Origin of the sequence: Streptomyces sp. NPDC101152 (genome assembly GCF_044768275.1) — a bacterium.
In the GTDB taxonomy this organism is placed as follows: domain Bacteria; phylum Actinomycetota; class Actinomycetes; order Streptomycetales; family Streptomycetaceae; genus Streptomyces.
Genome location: NZ_JBIWPO010000015.1, coordinates 22,990 through 48,451, shown reverse-complemented (window position 1 = coordinate 48,451; position 25,462 = coordinate 22,990). Strand labels below are relative to the sequence as shown.

20 protein-coding genes and 1 tRNA gene are annotated in these 25,462 nt (G+C 69.7%); 12 read left to right on the top strand and 9 right to left on the bottom strand.

The genetic code is table 11. The annotated features are described in order from the left end of the window. Positions 1-11 precede the first annotated feature (11 nt). The 5 genes from ACIRVK_RS21020 to rpmH are packed head-to-tail and all read right to left on the bottom strand — an operon-like array spanning position 12 to position 2,695. A complete protein-coding gene (locus ACIRVK_RS21020) occupies positions 12-524 on the bottom strand; it encodes a protein jag (RefSeq protein WP_404249140.1) in 513 nt (170 codons plus the stop codon). A 15-nt stretch (positions 525-539) separates the two neighbouring features. Further along, positions 540-1,811, bottom strand: a complete 1,272-nt coding sequence (gene yidC, locus ACIRVK_RS21015; RefSeq protein WP_404249138.1) for a membrane protein insertase YidC — start codon at positions 1,809-1,811, stop codon at positions 540-542. 3 nt (positions 1,812-1,814) lie between these two features. Further along, positions 1,815-2,168 carry a membrane protein insertion efficiency factor YidD gene (yidD, locus tag ACIRVK_RS21010; protein WP_404249136.1) on the bottom strand — a complete coding sequence of 118 codons (354 nt, stop codon included), beginning with the start codon at positions 2,166-2,168 and terminating at the stop codon, positions 1,815-1,817. Then, a complete protein-coding gene (rnpA, locus tag ACIRVK_RS21005; RefSeq protein ID WP_404249134.1) occupies positions 2,165-2,536 on the bottom strand; it encodes a ribonuclease P protein component in 372 nt (123 codons plus the stop codon). Before rnpA ends, yidD begins: the two co-directional genes overlap by 4 nt. A 21-nt stretch (positions 2,537-2,557) precedes the next feature. After that, entirely contained in the window at positions 2,558-2,695 is a 138-nt protein-coding gene (rpmH, locus tag ACIRVK_RS21000) for a 50S ribosomal protein L34 (protein ID WP_003956500.1), read from the bottom strand. Between the two features lie 383 nt (positions 2,696-3,078). Here rpmH and dnaA point away from each other — a divergent pair, with 383 nt between their 5' ends. The 9 genes from dnaA (at position 3,079) to ACIRVK_RS20955 (ending at position 15,914) form a co-directional block, all read left to right on the top strand. Beyond that, positions 3,079-5,043: a chromosomal replication initiator protein DnaA gene (gene dnaA / locus ACIRVK_RS20995; RefSeq protein WP_404249132.1), complete on the top strand. Its 1,965-nt coding sequence runs from the start codon at positions 3,079-3,081 to the stop codon at positions 5,041-5,043. Between the two features lie 871 nt (positions 5,044-5,914). After that, positions 5,915-7,045, top strand: coding sequence for a DNA polymerase III subunit beta (dnaN, locus tag ACIRVK_RS20990; protein WP_404249130.1), 1,131 nt, complete (start codon positions 5,915-5,917; stop codon positions 7,043-7,045). Between the two features lie 177 nt (positions 7,046-7,222). After that, on the top strand, positions 7,223-8,098 hold the full coding sequence (gene gnd / locus ACIRVK_RS20985; RefSeq protein ID WP_404249128.1) for a phosphogluconate dehydrogenase (NAD(+)-dependent, decarboxylating): 876 nt from the start codon (positions 7,223-7,225) through the stop codon (positions 8,096-8,098). 52 nt (positions 8,099-8,150) lie between these two features. After that, positions 8,151-9,308: a DNA replication/repair protein RecF gene (gene recF / locus ACIRVK_RS20980; RefSeq protein ID WP_404249126.1), complete on the top strand. Its 1,158-nt coding sequence runs from the start codon at positions 8,151-8,153 to the stop codon at positions 9,306-9,308. Further along, on the top strand, positions 9,305-9,838 hold the full coding sequence (locus tag ACIRVK_RS20975) for a DUF721 domain-containing protein (RefSeq protein WP_404249124.1): 534 nt from the start codon (positions 9,305-9,307) through the stop codon (positions 9,836-9,838). Before recF ends, ACIRVK_RS20975 begins: the two co-directional genes overlap by 4 nt. 399 nt (positions 9,839-10,237) lie before the next feature. Then, the gene (gyrB, locus tag ACIRVK_RS20970; protein ID WP_404249122.1) at positions 10,238-12,322 is read left to right on the top strand and encodes a DNA topoisomerase (ATP-hydrolyzing) subunit B; all 2,085 of its coding nucleotides are present in this window, start codon (positions 10,238-10,240) and stop codon (positions 12,320-12,322) included. Between the two features lie 42 nt (positions 12,323-12,364). Beyond that, positions 12,365-14,959: a DNA gyrase subunit A gene (gyrA, locus tag ACIRVK_RS20965; RefSeq protein WP_404249120.1), complete on the top strand. Its 2,595-nt coding sequence runs from the start codon at positions 12,365-12,367 to the stop codon at positions 14,957-14,959. An 18-nt stretch (positions 14,960-14,977) separates the two neighbouring features. After that, positions 14,978-15,748, top strand: coding sequence for a DUF3566 domain-containing protein (locus ACIRVK_RS20960; protein WP_404249118.1), 771 nt, complete (start codon positions 14,978-14,980; stop codon positions 15,746-15,748). Positions 15,749-15,837: 89 nt separating this feature from the next. Continuing rightward, positions 15,838-15,914: transfer RNA gene (locus ACIRVK_RS20955), tRNA-Ile, on the top strand. A gap of 209 nt (positions 15,915-16,123) precedes the next feature. Here the strand turns inward: ACIRVK_RS20955 and ACIRVK_RS20950 are convergent. Further along, positions 16,124-20,125: a hypothetical protein gene (locus ACIRVK_RS20950; RefSeq protein ID WP_404249116.1), complete on the bottom strand. Its 4,002-nt coding sequence runs from the start codon at positions 20,123-20,125 to the stop codon at positions 16,124-16,126. 382 nt (positions 20,126-20,507) lie between these two features. Continuing rightward, positions 20,508-20,957 carry a hypothetical protein gene (locus ACIRVK_RS20945; protein WP_404249114.1) on the bottom strand — a complete coding sequence of 150 codons (450 nt, stop codon included), beginning with the start codon at positions 20,955-20,957 and terminating at the stop codon, positions 20,508-20,510. A gap of 179 nt (positions 20,958-21,136) precedes the next feature. Here ACIRVK_RS20945 and ACIRVK_RS20940 point away from each other — a divergent pair, with 179 nt between their 5' ends. Then, positions 21,137-21,640: a hypothetical protein gene (locus ACIRVK_RS20940; RefSeq protein ID WP_404249112.1), complete on the top strand. Its 504-nt coding sequence runs from the start codon at positions 21,137-21,139 to the stop codon at positions 21,638-21,640. Between the two features lie 521 nt (positions 21,641-22,161). Here the strand turns inward: ACIRVK_RS20940 and ACIRVK_RS20935 are convergent. Next, entirely contained in the window at positions 22,162-22,962 is an 801-nt protein-coding gene (locus ACIRVK_RS20935; protein ID WP_404249110.1) for a glycosyltransferase family 2 protein, read from the bottom strand. Positions 22,963-23,131: 169 nt separating this feature from the next. Next, positions 23,132-23,512, bottom strand: a complete 381-nt coding sequence (locus tag ACIRVK_RS20930) for a DUF6344 domain-containing protein (RefSeq protein ID WP_404249108.1) — start codon at positions 23,510-23,512, stop codon at positions 23,132-23,134. 338 nt (positions 23,513-23,850) lie between these two features. Between ACIRVK_RS20930 and ACIRVK_RS20925 the strand changes: the two genes are divergently transcribed. Beyond that, entirely contained in the window at positions 23,851-23,979 is a 129-nt protein-coding gene (locus ACIRVK_RS20925; RefSeq protein ID WP_003999697.1) for a DLW-39 family protein, read from the top strand. A 135-nt stretch (positions 23,980-24,114) separates the two neighbouring features. Continuing rightward, a complete protein-coding gene (locus ACIRVK_RS20920; protein ID WP_404249106.1) occupies positions 24,115-25,446 on the top strand; it encodes a hypothetical protein in 1,332 nt (443 codons plus the stop codon). Positions 25,447-25,462 lie beyond the last annotated feature (16 nt).

The window sequence follows — 25,462 nt, the reverse complement described above, 5'->3', positions numbered from 1 at the left end:
GTGGGGACCGATCAGGCGGGCAGCACGACGACGAAGCGCTGCGGCTCCTCGCCCTCGGACTCGCTGCGCAGGCCCGCGGCCTTGACCGCGTCGTGGACGACCTTGCGCTCGAACGGCGTCATCGGCTTGAGCTTCACCGGCTCGCCGGTGTTCTTCACGTCGGCAGCGGCCTTGGCACCCAGCTCGGACAGCTCGGCCCGCTTCTTCGCGCGGTAGCCCGCGATGTCCAGCATCAGCCTGCTGCGGTCGCCGGTCTCCCGGTGGACCGCCAGACGCGTGAGCTCCTGGAGTGCCTCCAGCACCTCGCCGTCCCGGCCGACGAGCTTCTGCAGGTCTCGGCTCCCCGTGTCGCTGACGATCGAGACAGCGGCGCGGTCGGCCTCGACGTCCATGTCGATGTCGCCGTCGAGATCGGCGATGTCCAGCAGACCCTCGAGGTAGTCCGCCGCGATCTCGCCCTCCTGCTCCAGGCGGGTCAGGGTGTCTGCACCCTCGGCAGCGGCGGAGGTGGTGCCTTCCGTCACGGGATGGGCTCCTTCTTACTTCTTGGACGGGGACTTGGGGCGCTGCGGGCCCTTGCGCTGCCCGGACTGGGCCCTACTGCGGCCACCGCTGCCGGGTTGCGGAGCGGGCTTCTTGGCGGCTGCGGGCCGTGCGTCCTCGGGCTCGGACTCGTCGGACTTGCTCAGCGAGGTGGTCTCACCGGCCGGCTTCGCACCGCCCTGCCGCTGAGCCTTGGTCTGACGCTTGGGCTGCTGGCGCTTGGGAGCGGCGGTGCCGGTCGTCGGCGTACCGTCCTCGGTCTGGGTCGCGACGGCGCTGTCGCTCTTCACCACGCTGCCGTCGGCCTGGGCGGCGAGGCCCGCCTTGTTCAGACCGTTGATGAACTTGCGCTCGAACTCGTTGCGGTCGCGTCCCTTGGCGACGATCGCCTTGACGATGGTCTTCTCGCTGCGGCGACGGATCTTGCCGTGCTGGGTGACGTGCTTGGACAGTCGCTCCAGATATGCGGCCTGGGCCTTGGAACCCGGGGTCGGGTTGTTGTGGATGACGTACATCTGCTGACCCATGGTCCACACGTTGGTGGTCAGCCAGTAGACGAGGACACCGACGGGGAAGTTGATGCCGAAGACGGCGAACATCAGGGGGAAGACGTACATCAGCATCTTCTGCTGCTGCATGAACGGCGTCTTCACCGTCGTGTCGACGTTCTTCGTCATCAGCTGACGCTGCGTGTAGAACTGCGACGCCGACATCAGGACGATCATGAGCGCGGTGACCACCCGCACATCGGTGACCGTGGCGCCCAGCGCGTGGACGGTCGCGGAACCGTCCTTGAACTTCGCGGCGAGCGGGGCTCCGAAGATGTGCGCCTTACGCGCGCTGGCCAGCAGCGAGTCGTTGATGACGCCGATGGTCTTGCCCGAGGCGATGCCGTTGAGTACGTGGTACAGGGCGAAGAAGAACGGGGACTGCGCCAGGATGGGAAGGCACGAGGAGAGCGGGTTGGTGCCCGTCTCCTTGTACAGCTTCATCATCTCTTCGGACTGGCGCTGCTTGTCGTTCTTGTAGCGCTCCTGGATCTTCTTCATCTCCGGCTGGAGCGTCTGCATCGCGCGCGTCGACTTGATCTGCTTGACGAACAGCGGGATCAGACAGATCCGGATCAAGACCACCAGGGACACGATGGACAGGCCCCAGGCCCACCCGGTGTCGGCGCCGAAGATGGCGCCGTACATCTTGTGGAACTGGACGATGACCCATGAGACGGGTGTCGTGATGAAGCTGAAGAGGCTGGCAATCGTGTCCACTAATCATGCTCCTTGGGCATGGGACGGAGTCTCTGCGGCCGGGCTCGAAGGAAGATGCTCCTCGGTGGCCGGTTCGGCGGCGGAGGATCCGCCCCTGCGTGCACGCCAGGCGTCACGCAGCATTTCGTGCCACCGCGGACGCTTGCGCGGAGGGACATGGTCCACGCCGCCCAGCGACCACGGATTGCACCGCAGGATGCGCCAGGCGGTGAGCGCCGTGCCCTTGATCGCACCGTGCCGGTCGATGGCCGTGTAGCCGTAGTGGGAACACGACGGGTAGTACTTGCAGACCGGACCGAGCAGCGGACTGATCGTCCACTGGTACAGCTTGATCAGTGCCAGCAGCGGGTACTTCATCGCGCGCCCCCTCCCAGCAACCGCTCGATGGCGGCATCCAGGTCTTGGGCCAGTTGTGCATGGTCGGCGTCACCCGCACCGGGCAGCGCTCGTACGACTACCAGGCTACCGGGGGGCAACAGGGCGACTCGATCGCGCATCAGGTGACGCAGTCTGCGCTTCACCTTGTTGCGTACGACCGCGCCGCCCACGGCTTTGCTGACGACGAAACCCGCACGCGTCGAGGGAGCGCTCTCCCCAGGCGCGTGCGGGTCCGTGGCACCGCTACGAAGATGGACGACGAGGGACGGGCGGCCGGCCCGGCGCCCTCGACGTACCGCGGTCGCGAAGTCCTCGCGCCGCCTCAGCCGGTTCTCGGTGGGCAGCACGACGGCATGACCTGACCGGGATCAGGCGGACAGGCGGGCGCGACCCTTGCTACGGCGGGACGCGAGAATCGCGCGGCCGGCACGGGTGCGCATACGCAGCCGGAAGCCGTGGGTCTTCGCGCGACGACGGTTGTTCGGCTGGAAGGTGCGCTTGCTCACTCGGGGGCTCCAGAAATCAATCGGTGGTGGCGGGTGCCGTCCTGGCTGTCACCGTGCGCCCACGAGTAGCTCGCAGTAACGCCCGAGTGCACCGCTTCCCGATCACCTGACGCGATCTGTGCCCATCGGAGGCAGGCGGCAGCAGCCATCGACAACTCGACCTGGTCACGGTACGCGGGGCTACGCCATCCGGTCAAACCAGCGGTCACCGAGAGACACTATCCACAGCCTGGGGACAACAACTTGAACCGCAGCCGTTGCCCTGACTACCGTGGCTGAACTCCGATTCGTTCCCTTGTCCCCTTGTTCTTGGCTCCACCCCATCTGAATCCCGACCCGTCCCACAACCACACGTTCGTGGGACTCGTGAGAGAGCGTGCCCTGTGGCTGACGTACCTGCCGATCTTGCCGCAGTGTGGCCACGAGTACTTGAGCAACTTCTCGGCGAGGGCCGAGGGCAGGGTGTGGAGACCAAGGACGAGCACTGGATCCGGCGCTGCCAGCCGCTCGCGCTGGTCGCGGACACCGCCCTGCTCGCCGTGCCGAACGAGTTTGCGAAAGGTGTGCTCGAAGGCCGCCTCGCCCCGATCGTCAGCGAGTCGCTGAGCCGCGAGTGCGGCCGCCCGATCCGTATCGCGATCACCGTCGACGACTCCGCGGGCGCCCCCCCCGCCCCCCCCGCGCCGCCGGCACCGCCGGCCCGCACCCAGCAGCGCTACGAGGAGCCCGAGCTCCCCTCCTCCGGCGCGTACGAAGCTCCGTACGACGGCCAGTACGAGGGCTACGGCCGCCACCGCGCCGACGAGCGCCGCCACGGCCGCGCCGAACAGCTCCCCGGCGGCCCGGGCGACCAGCTGCCGCCGCCGCGCGCGGACCAGATCCCCACCCCGCGCCCGGCCTACCCCTCCGAGTACCAGCGCCCCGAACCGGGCGCCTGGCCGCGTCCCACGCAGGACGAGTACGGCTGGCAGCAGCAGCGCCTCGGCTTCCCCGAGCGCGATCCCTACGCCTCCCCGTCCCAGGACTCCTACGGCTCCCAGCAGGACTCGTACGCCCCGCCGTCCCAGGACTACCGCCCCCAGTCGATGGACCGGCCGTCGTACGACAACCAGCGGCGCGAGTACGACCAGCCGCGCTCGGACTACGACCAGCCGCGGCCCGACTACGACCGCGACGCCCGCCGCGAGCGGCCCGAACCGCCGGCCGGCTCCGGCCACGTCCACCGCGGCGGCCCGGTCGGCTCCGCCCTGCCCACCACCGGCGCCCCCGGTCCGCTGGCCGCTAAGCCCGCGCCGGCCACCGGCCCCGGCGAACCGACCGCGCGCCTGAACCCGAAGTACCTCTTCGACACGTTCGTCATCGGCGCGTCCAACCGCTTCGCCCACGCGGCCGCGGTCGCCGTCGCCGAGGCGCCGGCGAAGGCGTACAACCCCCTGTTCATCTACGGGGAGTCGGGGCTCGGAAAGACGCACCTGCTGCACGCGATCGGGCACTACGCGCGCAGCCTCTACCCGGGCACGCGCGTGCGGTACGTGAGCTCGGAGGAGTTCACCAACGAGTTCATCAACTCCATCCGCGACGGCAAGGGCGACAGCTTCCGCAAGCGGTACCGCGAGATGGACATCCTCCTGGTCGACGACATCCAGTTCCTCGCGGACAAGGAGTCGACGCAGGAGGAGTTCTTCCACACCTTCAACACCCTTCACAACGCCAACAAGCAGATCGTGCTGTCCTCGGACCGGCCGCCCAAGCAGCTGGTCACGCTGGAGGACCGGCTGCGAAACCGTTTCGAGTGGGGTCTGATCACCGACGTCCAGCCGCCCGAGCTGGAGACGCGCATCGCGATCCTGCGCAAGAAGGCCGTGCAGGAGCAGCTGAACGCCCCGCCGGAGGTGCTGGAGTTCATCGCCTCCCGCATCTCGCGCAACATCCGCGAGCTGGAGGGCGCGCTGATCCGGGTGACGGCGTTCGCCTCGCTCAACCGGCAGCCGGTGGACCTGGGCCTGACGGAGATCGTCCTCAAGGACCTGATTCCCGGCGGCGAGGACTCGGCGCCCGAGATCACGGCGAGCGCCATCATGGCCGAGACCGCGCAGTACTTCGGGCTGACGGTGGACGACCTGTGCGGCACCTCGCGCGGCCGGGCCCTGGTCACCGCACGCCAGATCGCCATGTACCTGTGCCGTGAGCTCACCGACCTCTCGCTGCCGAAGATCGGCGCGCAGTTCGGCAACCGCGACCACACGACCGTCATGCACGCCGACCGCAAGATCCGCAATCTGATGGCCGAGCGGCGCTCCATCTACAACCAGGTGACGGAGCTGACGAACCGCATCAAGAACGGCTGACCGAGCCGCCGTACGACGGCCGAGGGCGTCCCCGGGACCAGTTCCCGGGGGCGCCTTTCTTCGTCCCGGCGTCGTCCTGCGGGCACGCGCTGTTCGATTACCTGCCGGGTTACGGCCTCCCTCCACAGATTCGCCGACTTTCTTCCGTCCACATCCTGGGGAGGACGAGGTTGTCCAGATCACGGTCCACAGGCTCCCGGCCGTCAGACGATCGGCCCAGGTCAGGTGGCTGTGGATTGGTGGACGAAGGATCTCCACAGACTGTGGACAGCCAGGAGATCCACAGGCTGTGCATCGAGTTGTCCACCGGCAACCCACAGGCCGCGGCCGGTTGTCCCCAGCGATCCCCAGCTTCTCCACATGCCTGTCCACTGTTCGGCAACGCGACGTGCGTTCTCACCGCGTCGAGTGAAAGGCGTCACACGAAGGTGCCGGGTTGGGCTGTGGGAAAGGTGGGTAAACCTGGGGACGCCGCTGGGGAGAAGTCGCCCCAGCCTGTGCACGGGGTGTGCAGAACTTTCCGTTCTCCACAGAACCCCGGAGTTGTCCACCGCCTCCGCCCACAGGGTCCGTGGACAAAATATCGCCTCTGAGCTGGGAAAACAGGGTTATCCACGGTTTCCACAGGCCCTACTACTACTCCCAACTAGAGAGAGCTGGGAATCCGTTTCGAAGTGGGTCCTGTGCACAACTCGCTGTCCGGGTCCCGGCTGCCCCTCGTCACGACTTGACCCCGACAGGCACCTACTGTCAGTGCCGTGCGTCAGACTGGTCCCCGGTGTCCTTCCCCTCACCGGAGCCGAGGACACCGAGACAGACGACGAAGCCAGGCAGGCCGTAGAAGCGCCGGCAACAGCAGGAGGCGGCAACAGTGAAGATCCGGGTGGAACGCGACGTACTCGCGGAGGCAGTTGCCTGGGCGGCGCGCAGCCTCCCGGCCCGTCCGCCGGCGCCTGTCCTCGCCGGCCTCCTGCTGAAGGCCGAGGACGGGGCGCTGAGCCTGTCCAGCTTCGACTACGAGGTCTCCGCGCGGGTGTCGGTGGAGGCGGAGGTCGAGGAGGAGGGCACGGTCCTCGTCTCGGGCCGACTGCTCGCCGACATCTGCCGGGCTCTCCCCAACCGCCCGGTGGAGATTTCCACAGACGGTGTACGGGCGACGGTGGTCTGCGGTTCCTCGCGGTTCACCCTCCACACCCTGCCGGTGGAGGAGTACCCGTCCCTGCCGCAGATGCCGAACGCCACGGGCACGGTGCCCGGTGAGGTCTTCGCCTCCGCCGCCGCCCAGGTGGCCATCGCCGCCGGCCGTGACGACACATTGCCCGTCCTCACCGGTGTGCGCATCGAGATCGAGGGCGACACGGTGACGCTGGCCTCCACCGACCGCTACCGCTTCGCGGTCCGTGAGTTCCTGTGGAAGCCGGAGAACCCGGACGCCTCCGCGGTCGCGCTGGTGCCCGCCAAGACGCTCCTGGACACCGCCAAGGCGCTCACGAGCGGCGACAGCGTGATCCTGGCGCTGTCCGGTTCCGGCGCCGGGGAGGGGCTGATCGGTTTCGAGGGCGCGGGCCGCCGTACGACGACCCGCCTGCTGGAGGGCGACCTCCCGAAGTACCGCACGCTGTTCCCGACGGAGTTCAACTCGATCGCCGTGATCGAGACCGCGCCCTTCGTCGAGGCGGTCAAGCGCGTGGCCCTGGTCGCCGAGCGCAACACCCCCGTGCGGCTGAGCTTCGAGCAGGGCGTGCTCATCCTGGAGGCCGGTTCCAGCGACGACGCACAGGCTGTGGAGAGGGTCGACGCCCAACTCGAGGGCGACGACATCTCGATCGCCTTCAACCCGACGTTCCTGCTGGACGGCCTGAGCGCCATCGACTCCCCCGTCGCCCAGCTGTCCTTCACGACGTCCACGAAGCCCGCGCTGCTCAGCGGCAAGCCGGCCGCGGACGCGGAGGCGGACGAGGCCTACAAGTACCTCATCATGCCGGTCCGGCTGAGCGGCTGACCTGAGCGTCAGTTGTCCACAGGCCGTGGAGAAGATCTCGCGGCCGGTGGAGAACCCGCAGGCCGGGGCGTACATATGAGCGTGTATGCCCACAGCTGTGCGTGAGCGTCCGGGTTTAGGGTCGGACACGGGTACGAACGTGCCCCACACGCCACACAGCAATCTAAGGAACCACTGATGGAGCTCGGTCTCGTCGGCCTCGGCAAGATGGGCGGCAACATGCGCGAGCGGATCCGCCGCGCGGGCCACACCGTCGTCGGATACGACCGCAACCCGGACCTCGCGGATGTCCACAGCCTGAAAGAGCTTGTGGAGAGCCTCGCGGCGCCTCGCGTGGTCTGGGTGATGGTCCCGGCCGGTGCCCCCACCCAGTCGACCGTCGACGAGCTGGCCGAACTCCTCGAGCCGGGCGACGTCGTCGTGGACGGCGGCAACTCCCGCTGGACGGACGACGAGAAGCACGCCGAGGAGCTCGAGGCCAAGGGCATCGGCTTCGTCGACTGCGGCGTCTCTGGCGGCGTCTGGGGCCTGGAGAACGGATATGCGCTGATGTACGGCGGCGACGCGGAGAACGTCGCCAAGGCGCAGCCGGTCTTCGACGCCCTCAAGCCCGAGGGGACGTTCGGCGCGGTGCACGCCGGCAAGGTCGGCGCGGGCCACTTCGCGAAGATGGTCCACAACGGCATCGAGTACGCGATGATGCAGGCCTACGCCGAGGGCTGGGAGCTGCTGGAGAAGGTCGACTCCGTCACGGACGTGCGCGAGGTCTTCCGCTCCTGGCAGGAGGGCACGGTCATCCGTTCCTGGCTGCTGGACCTGGCGGTCAACGCCCTCGACGCGGACGAGCACCTGGACAGGCTGAAGGGTTTTGCACAGGACTCCGGCGAGGGACGCTGGACTGTGGAAGCCGCCATCGACCACGCCGTGCCGCTCCCGGCGATCACGGCCTCCCTCTTCGCGCGGTTCGCGTCGCGCCAGGAGGACTCTCCGCAGATGAAGATGATCGCGGCGCTGCGGAACCAGTTCGGCGGCCACGCGGTCGAGAAGAAGTAATCCACAGGGCCGCACGAGCGGTCCACAACCTGGGGGAGGTCGGCGACCGACCATGCACGTCACGCACCTGTCGCTGGCCGACTTCCGCTCGTACGTCCGGGTCGACGTCCCGCTCGACCCGGGCGTCACCGCCTTCGTCGGCCCCAACGGCCAGGGCAAGACCAACCTCGTCGAGGCGGTCGGCTACCTCGCCACCCTGGGCAGCCACCGGGTCGCCTCCGACGCCCCCCTGGTGCGCATGGGCGCCGACCGCGCGGTGATCCGGGCGCAGGTCAGGCAGGGCGAGCGGCAGCAGCTGGTCGAGCTGGAGCTGAACCCCGGCAAGGCGAACCGCGCCCGCATCAACAGGTCCTCGCAGGTCAGGCCCCGTGACGTGCTCGGCATCGTACGGACCGTGCTGTTCGCGCCCGAGGACCTCGCCCTGGTCAAGGGCGACCCCGGCGAGCGGCGCCGCTTCCTCGACGAGCTGATCACCGCCCGCTCCCCGCGCATGGCCGGCGTCCGCTCCGACTACGAACGCGTGCTCAAGCAGCGCAACACCCTGCTGAAGTCGGCCGCCCTCGCGCGGCGGCACGGCGGCCGTGGGGGGGCACCTCCCGGGCGAGCGGATTCGAGCCTGGGGGCGGATTTGTCCACACTGGACGTCTGGGACCAGCATCTCGCGCGCGTGGGCGCCGAGTTGCTCGCCCAGCGCCTCGACCTGATCGCCGCGATCCAGCCGCTCGCCGACAAGGCGTACGAGCAACTGGCCCCGGGCGGCGGCCCGGTCGCCCTCGACTACAAGCCGTCGGCGCCCGGTGAGGCACACACGCGTGCGGACCTCTACGAGCAGCTGATGGCGGCGCTCGCCGAGGCGCGCAAGCAGGAGATCGAGCGGGGCGTCACCCTTGTGGGACCGCATCGGGACGATCTGCTGCTCAAGCTCGGCCAGTTGCCCGCCAAGGGATACGCCTCCCACGGTGAGTCCTGGTCCTACGCGCTGGCCCTGCGCCTGGCCTCCTACGACCTGCTGCGCGCCGAGGGAAACGAGCCGGTGCTGGTCCTCGACGACGTCTTCGCCGAGCTGGACACGCGCCGCCGGGAGCGTCTGGCGGAACTGGTCGCGCCCGGCGAGCAGGTGCTGGTGACGGCGGCGGTCGACGACGACGTACCGCACGTACTGGCGGGGACGCGGTTCTCCGTGTCGGACGGGACGGTGGAACGCGTATGACGGTCCAGAAGCCCACCCCCCAGACGCCCGCCGAGCCCTCCGGCGTCGACCTCGCGCGCGTGGCGCTCAGGGCGGCGAAGGAAGCGGCACGCGCACGGGGGGACGCGGCGCAGCAGAAGAAGCAGGCGCGGCGCGGCGGCCTGCGCTCCGGCGCGCGCGCCGATGGACGCGACCCCATGGCGCTGGGTTCCGCCATCAACCGGCTGATCACCGAGCGCGGCTGGGAGACGCCGGCCGCGGTGGGCGGGGTGATGGGCCGCTGGCCGGAGATCGTCGGCGAGGACGTGGCCAAGCACTGCGAGCCGGAGAGGTACGACGAGGACGAACGCGTGCTCGTCGTGCGCTGCGACTCCACGGCCTGGGCGACGAACCTGCGCCTGCTCGCGCCGACCCTGGTGGCCCGCCTCAACCAGGATCTGGGGCACGGCGCGGTGAAGATGATCAAGGTGAACGGCCCGGGCGGCCCCGCCCGTCGCTACGGTCCGCTGCGCGCTCCGGGCAGCAGGGGCCCCGGGGACACGTACGGGTGACAGACCTCACATCACAGGCCGTCGGCGGTCGCTTCGTACCGCCGGCGGCCCCGTCGTCGTACCACCGGACGCGGTTGCGAACAGCGACCTGACTCCCAAGTAGCCAGGGGTTGACAGCTGAAAGCGCTGAGTGCCTGCTTGAGCCTCTTGGAGCCCCGCTCCGCATATGGGGAGTCGGACGAGACCGGTTGAGGGCGCCACATGAGGACTCAGGTACCGGCAAACCCCCATCACTGTCGGCGCTACCGGTAGACTGGAGGCAATCCCGCCCCACTCGTGGGGACCGTCCGGGAAAAGCTGAGCAACGCTGAGCAACGCTGATCCAGGCTTACCAACGCAACATGCCGCAGCCGCTCCGGCAACCCTCCTCCCGAGGGGGCACCCCCAGGAGCCCGGCTCGTGCTGTGCCAGAAAGGGCGCTTCGTGGCCGATTCCGGCAACCCCAACGAGAACATCCCGTCCACCGACGCCGGCGTGAACGGCGCGGCGGCCTCCTCGAACGGCGAGGTCACCGCCTCGTACGACGCCAGCGCCATCACCGTCCTCGAGGGTCTGGACGCGGTCCGCAAGCGACCCGGTATGTACATCGGCTCGACCGGTGAGCGAGGACTGCACCACCTCGTGTACGAGGTCGTCGACAACTCCGTCGACGAGGCGCTGGCCGGCCACGCGGACACCATCGACGTCACGATCCTTCCCGACGGCGGCGTGCGCGTCGTCGACAACGGCCGTGGCATCCCGGTGGGCATCGTCGCCTCGGAGGGCAAGCCGGCCCTCGAGGTCGTGCTGACCGTGCTGCACGCGGGCGGCAAGTTCGGCGGTGGCGGCTACGCGGTCTCCGGCGGTCTGCACGGCGTGGGTGTGTCCGTCGTCAACGCGTTGTCGTCGAAGGTCGCCGTCGAGGTGAGGACCGACGGGCACCGCTGGACGCAGGACTACAAGATGGGCGTCCCGACGGCCCCGCTGGCCAAGCACGAGGCCATCGAGGAGACCGGTACCTCGGTCACCTTCTGGGCGGACCCGGACATCTTCGAGACCACCGAGTACTCCTTCGAGACGCTCTCGCGGCGCTTCCAGGAGATGGCGTTCCTCAACAAGGGTTTGACGATCAAACTCACCGACGAGCGAGAGTCGGCGAAGGCGACCTCCGGTGCGGACGAGGCCGGTGCGGACGAGAAGGCCGAGGTCAAGACCGTCACGTACCACTACGAGGGCGGCATTGTCGACTTCGTGAAGTACCTCAACTCCCGCAAGGGAGACGTGGTGCACAACACCGTCATCGACCTCGAGGCCGAGGACAAGGACAAGAGCCTGTCCCTCGAGGTCGCGATGCAGTGGAACAGCGGTTACAGCGAGGGCGTGTACTCCTTCGCCAACATCATCCACACGCACGAGGGCGGCACCCACGAGGAGGGCTTCCGCGCGGCCCTGACCTCGCTGATCAACAAGTACGCGCGCGACAAGAAGCTGCTGCGGGACAAGGACGACAACCTCACCGGTGACGACATCCGCGAGGGTCTGACCGCGATCATCTCGGTGAAGCTGAGCGAGCCGCAGTTCGAGGGCCAGACGAAGACCAAGCTGGGCAACACGGAGGCGAAGACCTTCGTGCAGCGCGCGGTCTACGAGCACCTCAACGACTGGCTGGACCGCAACCCGGTCGAGGCCGCGGACATCATCCGCAAGGGCATCCAGGCGGCCACCGCGCGCGTGGCGGCCCGCAAGGCCCGGGACCTCACCCGGCGCAAGGGCCTGCTGGAGTCGGCGTCGCTGCCCGGCAAGCTCTCCGACTGCCAGTCGAACGACCCGACCAAGTGCGAGATCTTCATCGTCGAGGGTGACTCCGCCGGCGGCTCGGCCAAGTCCGGCCGCAACCCGCAGTACCAGGCGATCCTCCCGATCCGCGGCAAGATCCTCAACGTCGAGAAGGCCAGGATCGACAAGATCCTGCAGAACCAGGAGATCCAGGCGCTGATCTCTGCCTTCGGCACGGGCGTGCACGAGGACTTCGACATCGAGAAGCTGCGCTATCACAAGATCATCCTGATGGCGGACGCCGACGTCGACGGCCAGCACATCAGCACCCTGCTGCTGACCTTCCTGTTCCGCTTCATGCGGCCGCTGGTCGAGGCCGGGCACGTGTTCCTGTCCCGTCCTCCGCTCTACAAGCTCAAGTGGGGCCGGGACGAGGTCGAGTACGCCTACTCCGACCGTGAGCGCGACGCCCTGGTGGAGCTGGGCCGGCAGCGCGGCAAGCGCATCAAGGAGGACACGATCCAGCGCTTCAAGGGCCTCGGTGAGATGAACGCAGAGGAACTGCGCGTGACCACCATGGACCAGGAGCACCGCGTCCTCGGCCAGGTCACCCTCGACGACGCCGCCCAGGCCGACGACCTGTTCTCGGTGCTGATGGGCGAGGACGTCGAGGCGCGCCGGCAGTTCATCCAGCGCAACGCCAAGGACGTCCGCTTCCTCGACATCTGAGTCGGTCTCAGCTGACCGCACCAGGAAGGATCTTCACCAGCAATGGCCGACGAGAACACTCCCGTCACCCCTGAAGAGGGCGGCGACATCGCGATGCGCATCGAGCCCGTCGGGCTCGAGACGGAGATGCAGCGCTCGTACCTGGACTACGCGATGTCCGTCATCGTGTCCCGTGCGCTGCCCGACGTCCGGGACGGTCTCAAGCCCGTCCATCGCCGCGTGCTGTACGCCATGTACGACGGCGGCTACCGCCCCGAGCGCGGTTTCTACAAGTGCGCCCGTGTCGTCGGCGACGTCATGGGCAGCTACCACCCGCACGGCGACTCCTCGATCTACGACGCGCTGGTCCGCCTCGCGCAGCCGTGGTCGATGCGGATGCCGCTGGTGGACTCCAACGGCAACTTCGGCTCTCCGGGCAACGACCCGGCGGCGGCCATGCGCTACACCGAGTGCAAGATGGCGCCGCTGTCGATGGAGATGGTCCGTGACATCGACGAGGAAACCGTCGACTTCATGGACAACTACGACGGCCGCTCCCAGGAGCCGACCGTCCTGCCCGCCCGCTTCCCGAACCTGCTGATCAACGGCTCCGCGGGTATCGCGGTCGGCATGGCGACCAACATCCCGCCGCACAACCTGCGCGAGGTCGCGGCCGGCGCCCAGTGGTATCTGGAGAATCCGGAGGCCTCGCACGAGGAGCTGCTGGACGCGCTGATCGAGCGGATCAAGGGCCCCGACTTCCCGACCGGGGCGCTCGTCGTCGGCCGCAAGGGCATCGAGGAGGCCTACCGCACCGGCCGCGGCTCGATCACCATGCGCGCGGTCGTCGAGGTCGAGGAGATCCAGAACCGCCAGTGCCTGGTGGTCACGGAGCTGCCGTACCAGACCAACCCGGACAACCTCGCGCAGAAGATCGCCGACCTGGTGAAGGACGGCAAGATCGGCGGCATCGCCGACGTCCGTGACGAGACGTCCTCGCGCACCGGTCAGCGGCTGGTCATCGTGCTCAAGCGGGACGCGGTCGCCAAGGTCGTCCTGAACAACCTGTACAAGCACACGGATCTGCAGACGAACTTCGGCGCCAACATGCTGGCGCTGGTCGACGGGGTGCCGCGCACGCTGTCGCTGGACGCGTTCATCCGGCACTGGGTGGCGCACCAGATCGAGGTCATCGTCCGCCGTACGCGCTTCAGGCTGCGCAAGGCCGAGGAGCGGGCGCACATCCTGCGCGGTCTGCTCAAGGCGCTGGACGCGATCGACGAGGTCATCGCGCTGATCCGGCGCAGTGAGACCGTCGAGATCGCGCGCACGGGCCTGATGGACCTCCTGGAGATCGACGACATCCAGGCGAACGCCATCCTCGAGATGCAGCTGCGCCGCCTCGCGGCCCTGGAGCGGCAGAAGATCGTCCAGGAGCACGACGAACTCCAGGCGAAGATCAACGAGTACAACGAGATCCTGGCCTCGCCGGTCCGCCAGCGCGGCATCGTCAGCGAGGAACTCGCCGCGATCGTCGAGAAGTTCGGCGACGACCGCAAGACCATGCTGGTGCCCTACGACGGTGACATGTCCATCGAGGACCTCATCGCCGAGGAGGACATCGTCGTCACCGTCTCCCGCAGCGGCTACGTCAAGCGGACCAAGACGGACGACTACCGGGCCCAGAAGCGCGGCGGCAAGGGCGTGCGCGGCACGAAGCTGAAGGAAGACGACATCGTCGACCACTTCTTCGTCTCCACCACGCACCACTGGCTGCTGTTCTTCACCAACAAGGGCCGGGTCTACCGGGCGAAGGCGTACGAGCTTCCCGACGCCGGCCGTGACGCGCGCGGCCAGCACGTCGCGAACCTGCTCGCCTTCCAGCCGGACGAGGCGATCGCCGAGATCCTCGCTATCCGCGACTACGAGGCGGCGCCCTACCTGGTGCTGGCCACCAAGGGCGGTCTGGTCAAGAAGACGCCTCTGAAGGATTACGATTCGCCGCGTTCCGGTGGTGTCATCGCGATCAACCTCCGGGAGACCGAGGACGGTTCCGACGACGAACTGATCGGAGCCGAGCTCGTCTCGGCTGAGGACGATCTGCTTCTGATCAGCAAGAAGGCACAGTCGATCAGGTTCACGGCCACGGACGACGCACTGCGGCCCATGGGCCGGGCCACCTCGGGTGTCAAGGGCATGAGTTTCCGTGAGGGAGACCAACTGCTCTCGATGAATGTTGTTCGACCCGGTACGTTCGTGTTCACTGCCACAGACGGTGGGTACGCGAAGCGGACCGCCGTCGACGAGTACCGCGTCCAGGGTCGCGGCGGCCTTGGTATCAAGGCCGCCAAGATCGTCGAGGACCGCGGCTCGCTCGTCGGCGCGCTGGTGGTCGAGGAGACCGATGAGATCCTCGCCATCACACTGTCGGGCGGTGTGATTCGTACGCGAGTCAACGAGGTCAGGGAGACGGGCCGTGACACCATGGGCGTCCAACTGATCAACCTGGGCAAGCGCGATGCCGTGGTCGGTATCGCACGGAACGCCGAGGCGGGACGCGAGGCGGAGGAAGTCGACGGCGACGTGGCCGTGGACGAGACCGCCGAGGGTGCCGGGACCACCGGCACGGACGAGGGTGAGGCGCCCTCGGCCGAGTAGCACGAGGAGAGAGTCATCGTGAGCGGAGCCACGGGCGCCGGATCGGCCGGTACCCCCACGGGTACGGAAACGGACGGCGGCGGCCGTGGCTCCGCCGCGCGTGCGACAGATCCGCACACGACTCAACTGCGCAAGGTGGAGGCGGAGCCGACCGCCCCGCCTTCCTCCGAGGCGCGTGAATCACAGGGGGGAACTGTGACGGACACCCGGGGCTCGCAGACACAGCCGCCGGCCGGGGCGCAGGCCCCGCCGACGCCACCGCAGCAGTCGGCCTCCCCGCTCCCCGGCGAGCGGCAGCCGCAGCAGCCCGCCGGGCCCTACCACCCGCCGCAGGCCTACCAGAACCCCGCCCAGACAGGCCCCCAGGCCTCGCCGGGCGGCGTGCGCCGGCCCCGGACCGGGGTGCGCACCACCCCACGCATCCGCAAGGCCCGGCTGCGCGTGGCGAAGGCCGATCCGTGGTCGGTGATGAAGGTGAGCTTCCTGCTCTCCATCGCGCTCGGCATCTGCACGATCGTCGCGTCGGCCGTGCTGTGGATGGTCATGGACGCGATGGGCGTCTTCTCGTCGGTCGGCGGAACCATCTCGGAGGCGACCGGCTCCAACGAGTCGAACGGCTTCGACCTGCAGTCCTTCCTGTCGCTGCCGCACGTCCTGATGTTCACGTCGATCATCGCGGTCATCGACGTGGTCCTCGCGACGGCGCTCGCGACCCTCGGCGCGTTCATCTACAACCTCTCCGCCGGCTTCGTCGGAGGCGTCGAGCTGACGCTGGCCGAGGACGAGTAAGCACCGTCCGACTATCGATTTTGGGACTGCCCACGTCGTGCGCTAATCTTCAGGAGTCAGCGCGCGGGACACACACCGCAGAGCGCGGCGGGGCTATAGCTCAGTTGGTTAGAGCGCATCCCTGATAAGGATGAGGCCACAGGTTCAAATCCTGTTAGCCCCACCAGCGAAAAGGCCCCCGGTCCTCAGGTCCGGGGGCCTTTTGCATCGCCTTTTGACCCCAACCGGCGTGCGGGACGAAAAGGCCCGACCGCTGGCGACGGGGGATGCACCAGCGGTCGGGCTATGGCCAAGGGTAACAAGGTCGGTTGTCGAGTGGGAGCCAACTGTTCGGGGCGAACCGAGAGTTGTGATCCGGATCACCGGATTCCGCGATCAGTCGCTCGCGCACGGGGGATCGTAGGAGAGCCGGGGCAGGTACTCGTGCCACTTCTCCGGTGTCAGGACCCCTTGGGTGGTGGAGCAGATGTGGCGGACGGCCGCGTCGACGTCGAGGTTCCACAACCGCACCGTGTCGGCGCCGCTGGAGACGCCCAGCAGATGACTTCTGGGGCTGAAGGAGAGGAAGTTGCCCGTCTTGGCGTTGGGGCTCATCGACTGGCCGATGGGGGTGGCCCGGGACGGGTCGCCCACGTTCCACAGGCGCACCGTGTTGTCGTTGCCGCCGCTGGCCAGGGTGCGGCCGTCCCGGCTGAACGTCAGCGACACGACCGCCTCGGTGTGGCCGGTGAGCGGGGAGCCCAGGCCTTTCGCCGCGGAGGGGTCGGTGACGTTCCACAGGCGGACCGTGTCGTCGTCGCTGCCGGACGCCAGGGTCTTGCCCTCCGGGCTGTAGGCGAGCGTGTTGACGGGGCCCAGGTGTCCGGTGAGCGGTGCGCCGAGAAGGCGTGGCCGCCGGGGGTCGGTGACGTTCCACAGGCGTACGGTGCCGTCGGCGCTGCCGGATGCCAGGGTCCTGCCGTCCGGGCTGTAGGCGAGGGCGTTGACGTAGCCGGTGTGGCCGGTGAGCGGCTGCCCGAGGCGGTGGGGACGGGCCGGGTCGGTGAGGTCCAGGAGCTGGATCGTGCGGTCGTCGTAGTCGACGGCCAGCGTGCGCCCGTCGGGGCTGAGGGCCAGTGCGTCGGCGCCCGCGTACCGGGTGAGCAACGGGATGGGCGGCCCGTAGGCGGCGGGGTGGGCGGGGTCCGTGATGTTCCACAGCTGGACCGAGTTCGTCGTTCCCGTCAGGACGACGAGGGTGTGGCCGTCGGGAGAGAACACCATCGAGCGCGGGGAGTGGTCCTTGGTGGTGAAGGGCCTGCCCAGTGCCACGGGCCGCGCCGGGTCGGTCACGTTCCACAGCCGGATCATGGCGTCGTCCGCCGAGGTGGCGAGGACCCTGCCGTCCGGGCTGAACGCCCCGATCCGGCCGGTCATGTCGGAGGTCGGTATCGACCACAGCCGCACCTTGCTGTCGCCGCTGCCGGTGGCCAGGGTGCGGCCGTCGGGGCTGAAACCGACCGCGTACATCTCGCCGCTGCTGCCCGCCAGCGGCTCGCCGACCTGCGAGGGGTACGCCGGGTTGCTGACGTTCCACAGGCTCGCCGTGCTGTCCGCGCTGCCGGCCGCGACCAGGGACCCGTCCGGGCTGAAGGCCACCGACCACACAGGGCCGGTGTGGCCGATCAGGGGCTCGCCGAGGGAGCTCGGGTGCTCGCGGTCGGCGACGTTCCACAGCCGCACGGTGTCGTCCGAACTGCCGCTGGCCAGGGTCCTGCCGTCGGGGCTGAACGCGACGGAGTGCACTGTCTTGGTGTGGCCGGTCATCGGCTCGCCGAGAGAGCGTGGCTGCCGCGGGTTGCCGACGTTCCACAACCGCACCGTGTCGTCGTCGCCCCCGGACGCCAACGTCCGCCCGTCGGGGCTGAACGCGATCGAGCGCACGGAGTCGGTGTGGCCCCTCAGGGCCGTGAGCGGCGCCGGGTGGTGCGGGTCGCTGAGGTCCCACAGCCGTACGGTGTGATCCTCGTCGGCGGTGGCCAGCGTGTGCCCGTCGGGGCTGAAGGCGGCCAGGAAGATCGTGCCGTCGTGACCGGTCAGGGGCTCGCCCAGCGACCGCGCGTGACGCGGGTCGGTGACGTCCCACAGCCGTACGGTGCCGTCGTCCCCGGCGCTGGCCAGCGTGCGCCCGTCCGGGCTGAAGACCGCGCTGCTCACCCAGCTCGTGTGTCCGGTCAACGGCTTGCCCAGCTGCTTGGGGCGCGCCCGGTCGCTGACGTCCCACAGCCGTACGGTCCGGTCGTAGCTGGCGGTGGCCAGCAGCCGTCCGTTCGGGCTGAACGTGGTGAGGTAGACGGCGCCGGTGTGGCCGAGCAGCGGTGTGGCCAACGGCGCGTTGACGATCGAGATGAGGCGGTTGCTCGTGCCCTCGTCGTTCCCGCGGAGCCGGTGGGCCACCAGGTCGAGCTGGGCGGACAGCGAGGGGTCCGTGGACTGGACACGGTCGGCCTCGGCGAGCACCTGCTGGAACACGGCGTCGTCCCGCTGCTGCCGGGCGACGACGGCGGAGCCGACCGCCACGACGGCGAGCACCACCAGGGCCGAGACAGCGGCACGGCTGATCAGCAGGGTGCGCTTGCGCAGCCGCACCGAGGCGGCGAGGAACTCCACCGCGCTCCGGGTCAGGAAGGTGTCGCCCGCCGACCTGGCCCAGCTGCGGGCCTGCTCAAGGCGGGAGCCCCGGTACAGCAGTGAGGAGTCCCGGGCGGAGGCCTCCCAGGCCCGGCCGTCCTCCTCCAGCTGCTGGCGCAGGAGGTTGCCGCCCCGGTCCTCGTCGATCCAGTCGCGCAGTCGTGGCCAGGCGTGCAGTAGCGCCTCGTGGGTGATCTCCACGGTGTCGGCGTCCAGCGTCACCAGCCGGGCGCGGACCAGTGCCTCCAGCGACTCCTCCGTCTTGCCCGGGTCGGTCGACTCCTGCGCCAGCTGGCGTCGCGTTCCGCGTCGGCGGGTGGCGTGGGTGTCCTCGCCCACCCGCACCAGCCGCAGCAGGAGGAGTCGGGCGGCTGCCCGTGCCGCCGGGTCGAGGCCGGACCAGGCACGCTCGGCGGTCGCCGCCACGGCGCCCTGGATGCCGCCCGCCGCCCGGTAGCCGGCCAGCGTCAGCCGTCCCGCCTTGCGTCGCTGCCAGGTGGCGAGCAGGGCGTGCGACAGCAGGGGCAGCACCCCGGCGTCATGGGCACCGCGTGGCCCGTCTGCACTCACCTCGCGGATGATCAGCTCCGCGAGTCCCGGTTCCAGCTCCAGACCCACGGCCTTGGCCGGACCCGTCACCGCCTCACGCAACTCGGCGGTGGTCAGCGGGCCGAGCACCATGTGCCGGTGCTGCAGCGCGTCGGCCAGCTCGGGGTGGGAGAGGCACTGCTCGTAGAAGTCGGCGCGGATACCGAGGACGGTGAGGACGGGAGCGGGGGCGCCGGGGCTCTCGGGCGTCGACGCCGCGTGCAGGGCCTGGATGAAGGTGTGCCGGTCGCCCTCGTCCGGGCAGAGGGTGAAGGCCTCTTCGAACTGGTCGACGATGACGACCGGGCGGCCGTCGGCACCTGTCTCCCGGCGGGCCCAGACGGTGACGGCCTCCCGTACGGCCCTGGCGAACTCCTCGGTACCCGGCTCCGCAGCGGACAGGACGTCCGCCAGCTCGGGTATCCGCCCGTTCAGCTCCCCCAGCGGATCGGCTCCCGGCACGAGCTGTACGACGGCCTTGGTGCCGATGCCCTCGTCGCTCAGCACCCCGTTCTGCAGGGTGGGCACCAGGCCGGCGTTCAACAGGGACGACTTGCCGGCGCCGGAAGCCCCGACCAGCATGACCAGACCGCCCGTCCGTTCCACGGAGCGGAGCTGGTCGACCAGAGCGTCCGTGCTCCGTTCCCGGCCGAAGAACCAGCGGGCGTCCTGCTCGCGGTAGGAAGCCAGGCCCCGGTACGGACACACCACGGCGACGGCGGGCGGCTCGACTTGTGAGCCTTCCTCCATGACTGCCGCCGTGGCGGGCCGTTCGCCGGCCGGATCGGCCACGGCGCGCTCCCACAGGCGCTGCCATTGAGTCATGTCGTACAGGCCGGCGGACACCGGGGTGGGGCGGGCGCGCCGGGCCTGGGGGATCAGGATGTGCAGCACCGCCGCGAGCGCGGGGAACTGGGCCGGGACGTTCTTGGCCCGTCGCCAGTCACTGATCCGCTGCGCGGAGACCCGTACGGGCCGTCCCCGTTCGTCCACTCGTTGCAGCTGGACGACCGCCTCCGCCACCCGTGCGAGGGGAGGGTTTCCGGCCTCCTTGTACAGCAGCGCGAGCCGCTCCGCGAAGGCTGTGCGTGCCCCTGAGTCAGAACTCAAGGCCTCCACCCCTACCTCCCGCGCGCTTGACCATCCGGACCGGAAAACTCACTTTATACGGCTGACCTGCGATTTAAGGATCCGGAACGGGACGGGAATCTCCTCGGCGCCGATCTGGAATGGCAGGATCCTGACGTAGTAGCGAACCCGTCACGCTTCGTCCACGCAGGCCATCGGCTCGGCGTTCGGGGAGACAGTTCGTGTCGCCATAAGATCTCGGCCGACTTCCGTCGGGGGTGCGGGACAGCGACGCGGTCTTCGTCGGCCGAGTTCGAGAGATCCGTGCGTTCGGCGCCGGTCCCCACGAGGGGAGGGACCGGCGCCGAACGACGCGGGATCCGTGGATGCGGCCGATGTTTCACGTGAAACAACGCCACCGGCGGCAGTCGCCCTACATCCAGCCCGCTTCGCGCGCGGCGGCCACGGCGAGCTCTTCGGCTTCGTCGGCAGCGGCATTGAGGGATGCGTCCCGCCCCGCCGCCACTCCACCGGCCGCGATCGCGGAGGCACGGGACGCGGCGAGTGCGGCCTGTAGTGCGGCGAGCGAGTCGTCACCGTCCTGCGCCTGTGCCACCTGAGCCGCCAACGCGGCCGTGGCGGCGGCGTTACGCGCACAGCGGGCGTCCGCCGCGGGGTCGGGAACGCCGCCGGCGAGTGCGTCGATCGAGCGGGCGGACAGTTGGAGGGCGTGGGCGGCCCGTCCGCCGGGGCTCCTGGGGACGGGTTCGGCGTCGGAATCGTCAAGCCCGACATGGCGGCACGCGGCCACGGCACGCTCGTAAGCGCTCCTCGCCCGTGTGCCGTGGATGTCACGCAACGTCTGCGCTTCCAGTCCGCTCATCTCCGCCTCCTTGTCGCGAGCGCGGGCAGGGTGTCACGTCCACCGTGAAGAGAACAGATGTGAAGGGGCAGGGACGCGAAGAGAACAGGACGGTGATGCTCGGAGAAGTCCGATCTGGTTATCTGACGGGTCGTCAGTTATGGTCGCCCTGCAGTGCAGTCTCCGAAGGGGTGATTCCAGTGGCGACACGTCCCGAGAGTCCACAGCCGTCCGGGGCTTTGCGCTGGGTCGCGCTGTACTACCGGCCCTCCTCGGCCTCCTGGCAGGTGTGTGCGGAATCCCCCCACCGCTCGCCCGTGCAGTACGCGCTCGGCGAGATGGCGCACACGGTACGCGCGCGTGGCGACGATCTGGCGGTCAGCCTCTGGGGGCCGAAGGACGGCGCCTGGCAGCGCTACGACGTCTCCACCGCGGCGGCGACCATGACGACGGCGCCCCGAGCGCCCTCTGGCAGCCCCGAGGAGCCGAGCAGGCTCACGGAGCGCATGAACGACCGTCGACAGCAGGTCCTCATGGCCGGCCTGGGCAAGGCGGGCCTGTACGACCTCGCACCGGACGACTGGGCTGCCGTCGAGGCCCTCGTCGAACGGCTCGACGAGACGACCGTGCGCAGGCTCGCCCAGTGGCTGGGCTCGGCGGGCCGCGCGGAGGGCACCCAGGACGCCGGGCCGACGGGAGGATAGGCGCGGGCGCCGGTGGGACTGCGGATCGTTCCGCAGGCAGGGCAGCCACCCTGCGGGTGCGGCCGGCGAGGCAGAACCCCTGTGGGTGCCGCCGGGCGCGCCAGGCGGCAGGGCTGGTGCCGACAAAGCGGGGCAGATCGGCGTGCGGGTTCGGTCGGGCGGGGCTGCTGTCCTGGGGGCGCGGTGGGGCGGAGTAGACCGCCGTGCGGTCCGAGGGGGCGGGGCAGCCGCCCTGGAAGTTCGGTGGGGGGCAACAGCCCTGCGGGTGCGGCCGGGCGGAGTGGACCGCCGTGCGGGTTCGGTCGGGCGGGGCGGGCTGCCCTGCGGGCGCTACCGCGCGTGCCGGACTCCGCGCAGGTGGGCGAGCCTGCTGGCCGTCGTGCAGGTCCGGCCAGGTGAGGCAAGGCTCCTGGCAGGTCTGGTCGGCGAGTCCGGGCCTACCGGAAGGTCCGGTCGAGCGAGCCGGTCCTCCTGGCGTGTCAGGCCTCGGGGCCCGTCCCCGGGCGGTGCGGGTCGGCCAGTCAGACCCCGGGGTAAGCCCAGGGCAGAGAGGCGAGCGCGAGCGCCCTCGCTTCCACGACCGCCATGCGGGCCGCCCGCTCGGACGCGTCCACGTGCGCCGCCTGCCCGGTCACCTGCCCACCCCACTTCCGGTAGAGCAGCCCCACCTCCCGGGAGAACCAGCCTCGGCTCACACTGTTCAGCGCCAGCAGCAGTCCCGTGTCCTCGGACGCGGGCAGGGCCATCCAGCCGCCGAGTGCCAGCAGCAGCTCGCGACGGACGAAGAGCGTTGCGGGGTGGACCGGGGCGCGGAAGTCGTTGGACCGCCAGAAGTCGATTAACTCGCCGCGTTCGACGGGCCCCTCGGCGGGATCACCGGGGAAGCCGACCGTCGAGCCGTCCGGGAGCAGGTCCAGGGCGCGGGACGTCGCCCAGCCGAGCGACGGGTCGGCCTCGAGCGACGCAAGGTCGCGGGCCAGCGCACCCGCCGTGAGCTGGTCGTCGGCGTCCAGCACCTTCACGTACGCGCAGTCGGCATCGGCCATGGCGATGGTCCGGGCGACACCGGGACCGCCGGGCCGCCCCTGTCGGAAGGTCACGCGCGTGTCGTCGGGCACGTGCGGGCGGACGTCGTCCGTCCTGCCGTCCTCCTGGATCACCCAGTGCCACTCCCAGCCCTCCGGGAGCTCCTGCGCGCACAGAGACCTGTACGCCTCACCTAAGAACCGGGCCGAGGGGCCGTGGACGGCGGAGACGACGACGATGCGCCGGCTCGCGGTGGCGTGCGGGGAGTCCGCGCTCACTTCGTGCGCCTGGGGCATGCGCCCAGGCTACGGGGCGCGAAACGGTGTCGATGACGGTGTCGGCGAACGCCGCGGCACGACGTGAAGACCCTCGGCCGGATGCGGCCGGGGGTCTTCCGCGCAGGCGGTTGTGTACGCAAGTTCGCCGTTACGTCAGGTACGTCGGGGTGCGGAACGGGGCCGTGGCTCAGAGTTGGAGAGGGGAGGCGTCCCCGTGCCCGACGGTCGCGGCGGCGGGGTCGTGCAGGACCGTCGCCAGGTCGGTCTCGCCGGCGACGTCCGCGTCGGCGAGGGGGCGGTGGCGGCAGCTGGGGGACTTGCCGTGGGCCTCGGCGTGGATGCGCTGCTTCATCGTGGGGGGCAGGGCCCGGGCGTGGGACCAGGACCAGTACCGGGACGGTGTCGGCATCGTCACGTGGTGCGCGCCCGCGTTCTCGCGGTTGCCGGTCGCCTCGGTCTGCGCTACGGCCGGGGTGGCGGTCGTGGCGACGAGTCCGAATGCCGCGAGCAGCGCGAGGAAGGCGGTGACGATGGCGGTCCACAGCTTCATGACCTTGTTCTGGGCCATGGCCCCTCACTTTCGGGTTGGGCGATTTGCGTACTTTCCTCATGATGTGTATGAGGCTCGCGAAGTGGTGGACCGACGCCCCTGGCCCGTCGATGTTCAGATGAACACCACTCGGATGGGTGCAAACAGCCTGAAAAGTGGAGGAGAATCCCCGAAGAGGGTCGAAGTCACCGTCCGTGGGGATGTGATCACCCTCAGGCTGGAGTGGTGAACTCCGGTTCTACTGCGGTATCCGAGTGGGGAGTTGGGGGCCCGGCACAGGTCACCGATCGGTATCGGCCGGTGTGTATAGTCGGGCGCCAGAGGTCCCCTACGTCAAGGAAAGACGAGGTCGCGCGGTGAAGAAGCTTCTCCTGGTCGCACTGGCCGCCATCGGCGGGCTCCTCGTGTACCGCCAGATCCAGGCGGATCGCGCCGAGCAGGATCTGTGGACGGAGGCGACTGACTCCGTGCCCACGGGTTCGTGAGCACCGACATCCGGTTCTGAACAAACCCCGGCCGTGTCACGGTCGGGGTTTTGCGTTGCGCGGATGACGCGCCACCTCGCGGGGCAGGATGGGCGACGGTCCCACGGTCCGGGAAACGACGAGGGGTGGCGCGTGATGGGGCAGCGTACGGGGTGGCGGCGCGCGAGACCAGAGGGCGTCCGGCGGGAGGCACGCGCGCGTACGGCGGCCGTCGGAGCGGTGCTGAGCGTGTCGGCGGCGTTGGCGGCGGCACCGGCAGCCGCGGCGGGACCGGCCGCTCCCACCTCCTACGGGTTCGCGACGGGCGCCGAAACCATCAAGGGAGCGAAGGGAACCACCGACGCCGGACTCCTCGAGCCCGGCAGGAGCTACCGCAGCTCCCTTTCCAAGGGCGCGAAGCTCTACTACCGCATCGAACCCGACGCGTCCTCGAACGCGTACGTCTCCGTCACCGCCGTGCCGCGCGCGGGCGGCAAGGTCTCGCTCACCGACGGCATCCACGTCTCGGTGCAGAACGCCGACGGCAGTTCCTGCTCCTTCCAGAGCGCCATCTTCGGCGCCGCCGGCAGCCCGCACCCCATCACGGCCTGGGGCGCGCGGACGACGTCGCCGCCAACGCCCGTCTGCGAGGGCGGTGGCCCGTACTACGTGGTCGTCGAGCGCGTCGACGCGGCCGGTTCCGCCTCCGGCGCCTGGGACCTGGAACTGACCACCATGACCGAACCCCGCCTCGCGAAGAGCGGTCCGACGAGCGCGCCCAGCACCTGGGACTCCGCCACACCCACCCCGCTCACCGGGGAGGCCAAGGTCCGTGAGGGGGGCGCCGGGTTCGCCCGGGCGGCCTCCGTCGACCAGGGCGTCTGGCGTGCCGGTATCTCGCCCGGCCAGACGCTCTTCTACAAGGTCCCGGTCGACTGGGGCCAGCAGCCGTCCGCCGTGGCCGAACTGGGCAGCTCCGACGGCACGGTCACAGCCGGTGGCTACACGGTCGGTGCCCTGGAACTGGCCCTCTACAACCCCGTGCGCGCCGACGTCGAGGACGTGAGCATCGGCTACGACGGCAGCCAGAAGACGGCCGAGCTGGCCCCCGTGCCGGCCGTCGCCTACGCCAACCGGTACGCGGCCACCGACCGCGTCAACGGCATGCGGTTCGCCGGCTGGTACTACATCGCGGTCCATCTCTCCGCCGCGGTGGCCGACGACTTCGGCCGGGGGCCGTTCGGGCTGACGCTGCGGGTACGGGTCGCGGGCGCCGCGCAGGACGGCCCCGGATACGCCGGACAGCCCGTCCCGCACGACGTCTTCGGCGTCACGGCCAAGGACCGGCAGACCGCCGCGGAGGGCGGGGCCGGAGGGGGAACCGCCATGAAGGTGGTCGCCGCGGGCGGCATCGGCGCGGGCACGGTGGTTTTGGTGGTGCTCGGCGTGTGGACGGCGGCGGGGCGGCGGCGGGTTCGGGGTTGGTGAGGACGAGTCAGGTCCC

Excerpts from the sequence above, each read along its gene's own strand:
- yidD (WP_404249136.1), bottom strand. The coding sequence starts at position 2,168 with ATGAAGTACCCGCTGCTGGCACTGATCAAGCTGTACCAGTGGACGATC.
- gnd (WP_404249128.1), top strand. The coding sequence starts at position 7,223 with ATGGAGCTCGGTCTCGTCGGCCTCGGCAAGATGGGCGGCAACATGCGC.
- recF (WP_404249126.1), top strand. The coding sequence starts at position 8,151 with ATGCACGTCACGCACCTGTCGCTGGCCGACTTCCGCTCGTACGTCCGG.
- ACIRVK_RS20975 (WP_404249124.1), top strand. The coding sequence starts at position 9,305 with ATGACGGTCCAGAAGCCCACCCCCCAGACGCCCGCCGAGCCCTCCGGC.
- gyrA (WP_404249120.1), top strand. The coding sequence starts at position 12,365 with ATGGCCGACGAGAACACTCCCGTCACCCCTGAAGAGGGCGGCGACATC.
- ACIRVK_RS20945 (WP_404249114.1), bottom strand. The coding sequence starts at position 20,957 with ATGAGCGGACTGGAAGCGCAGACGTTGCGTGACATCCACGGCACACGG.
- ACIRVK_RS20935 (WP_404249110.1), bottom strand. The coding sequence starts at position 22,962 with ATGCCCCAGGCGCACGAAGTGAGCGCGGACTCCCCGCACGCCACCGCG.
- ACIRVK_RS20930 (WP_404249108.1), bottom strand. The coding sequence starts at position 23,512 with ATGGCCCAGAACAAGGTCATGAAGCTGTGGACCGCCATCGTCACCGCC.
- ACIRVK_RS20920 (WP_404249106.1), top strand. The coding sequence starts at position 24,115 with ATGGGGCAGCGTACGGGGTGGCGGCGCGCGAGACCAGAGGGCGTCCGG.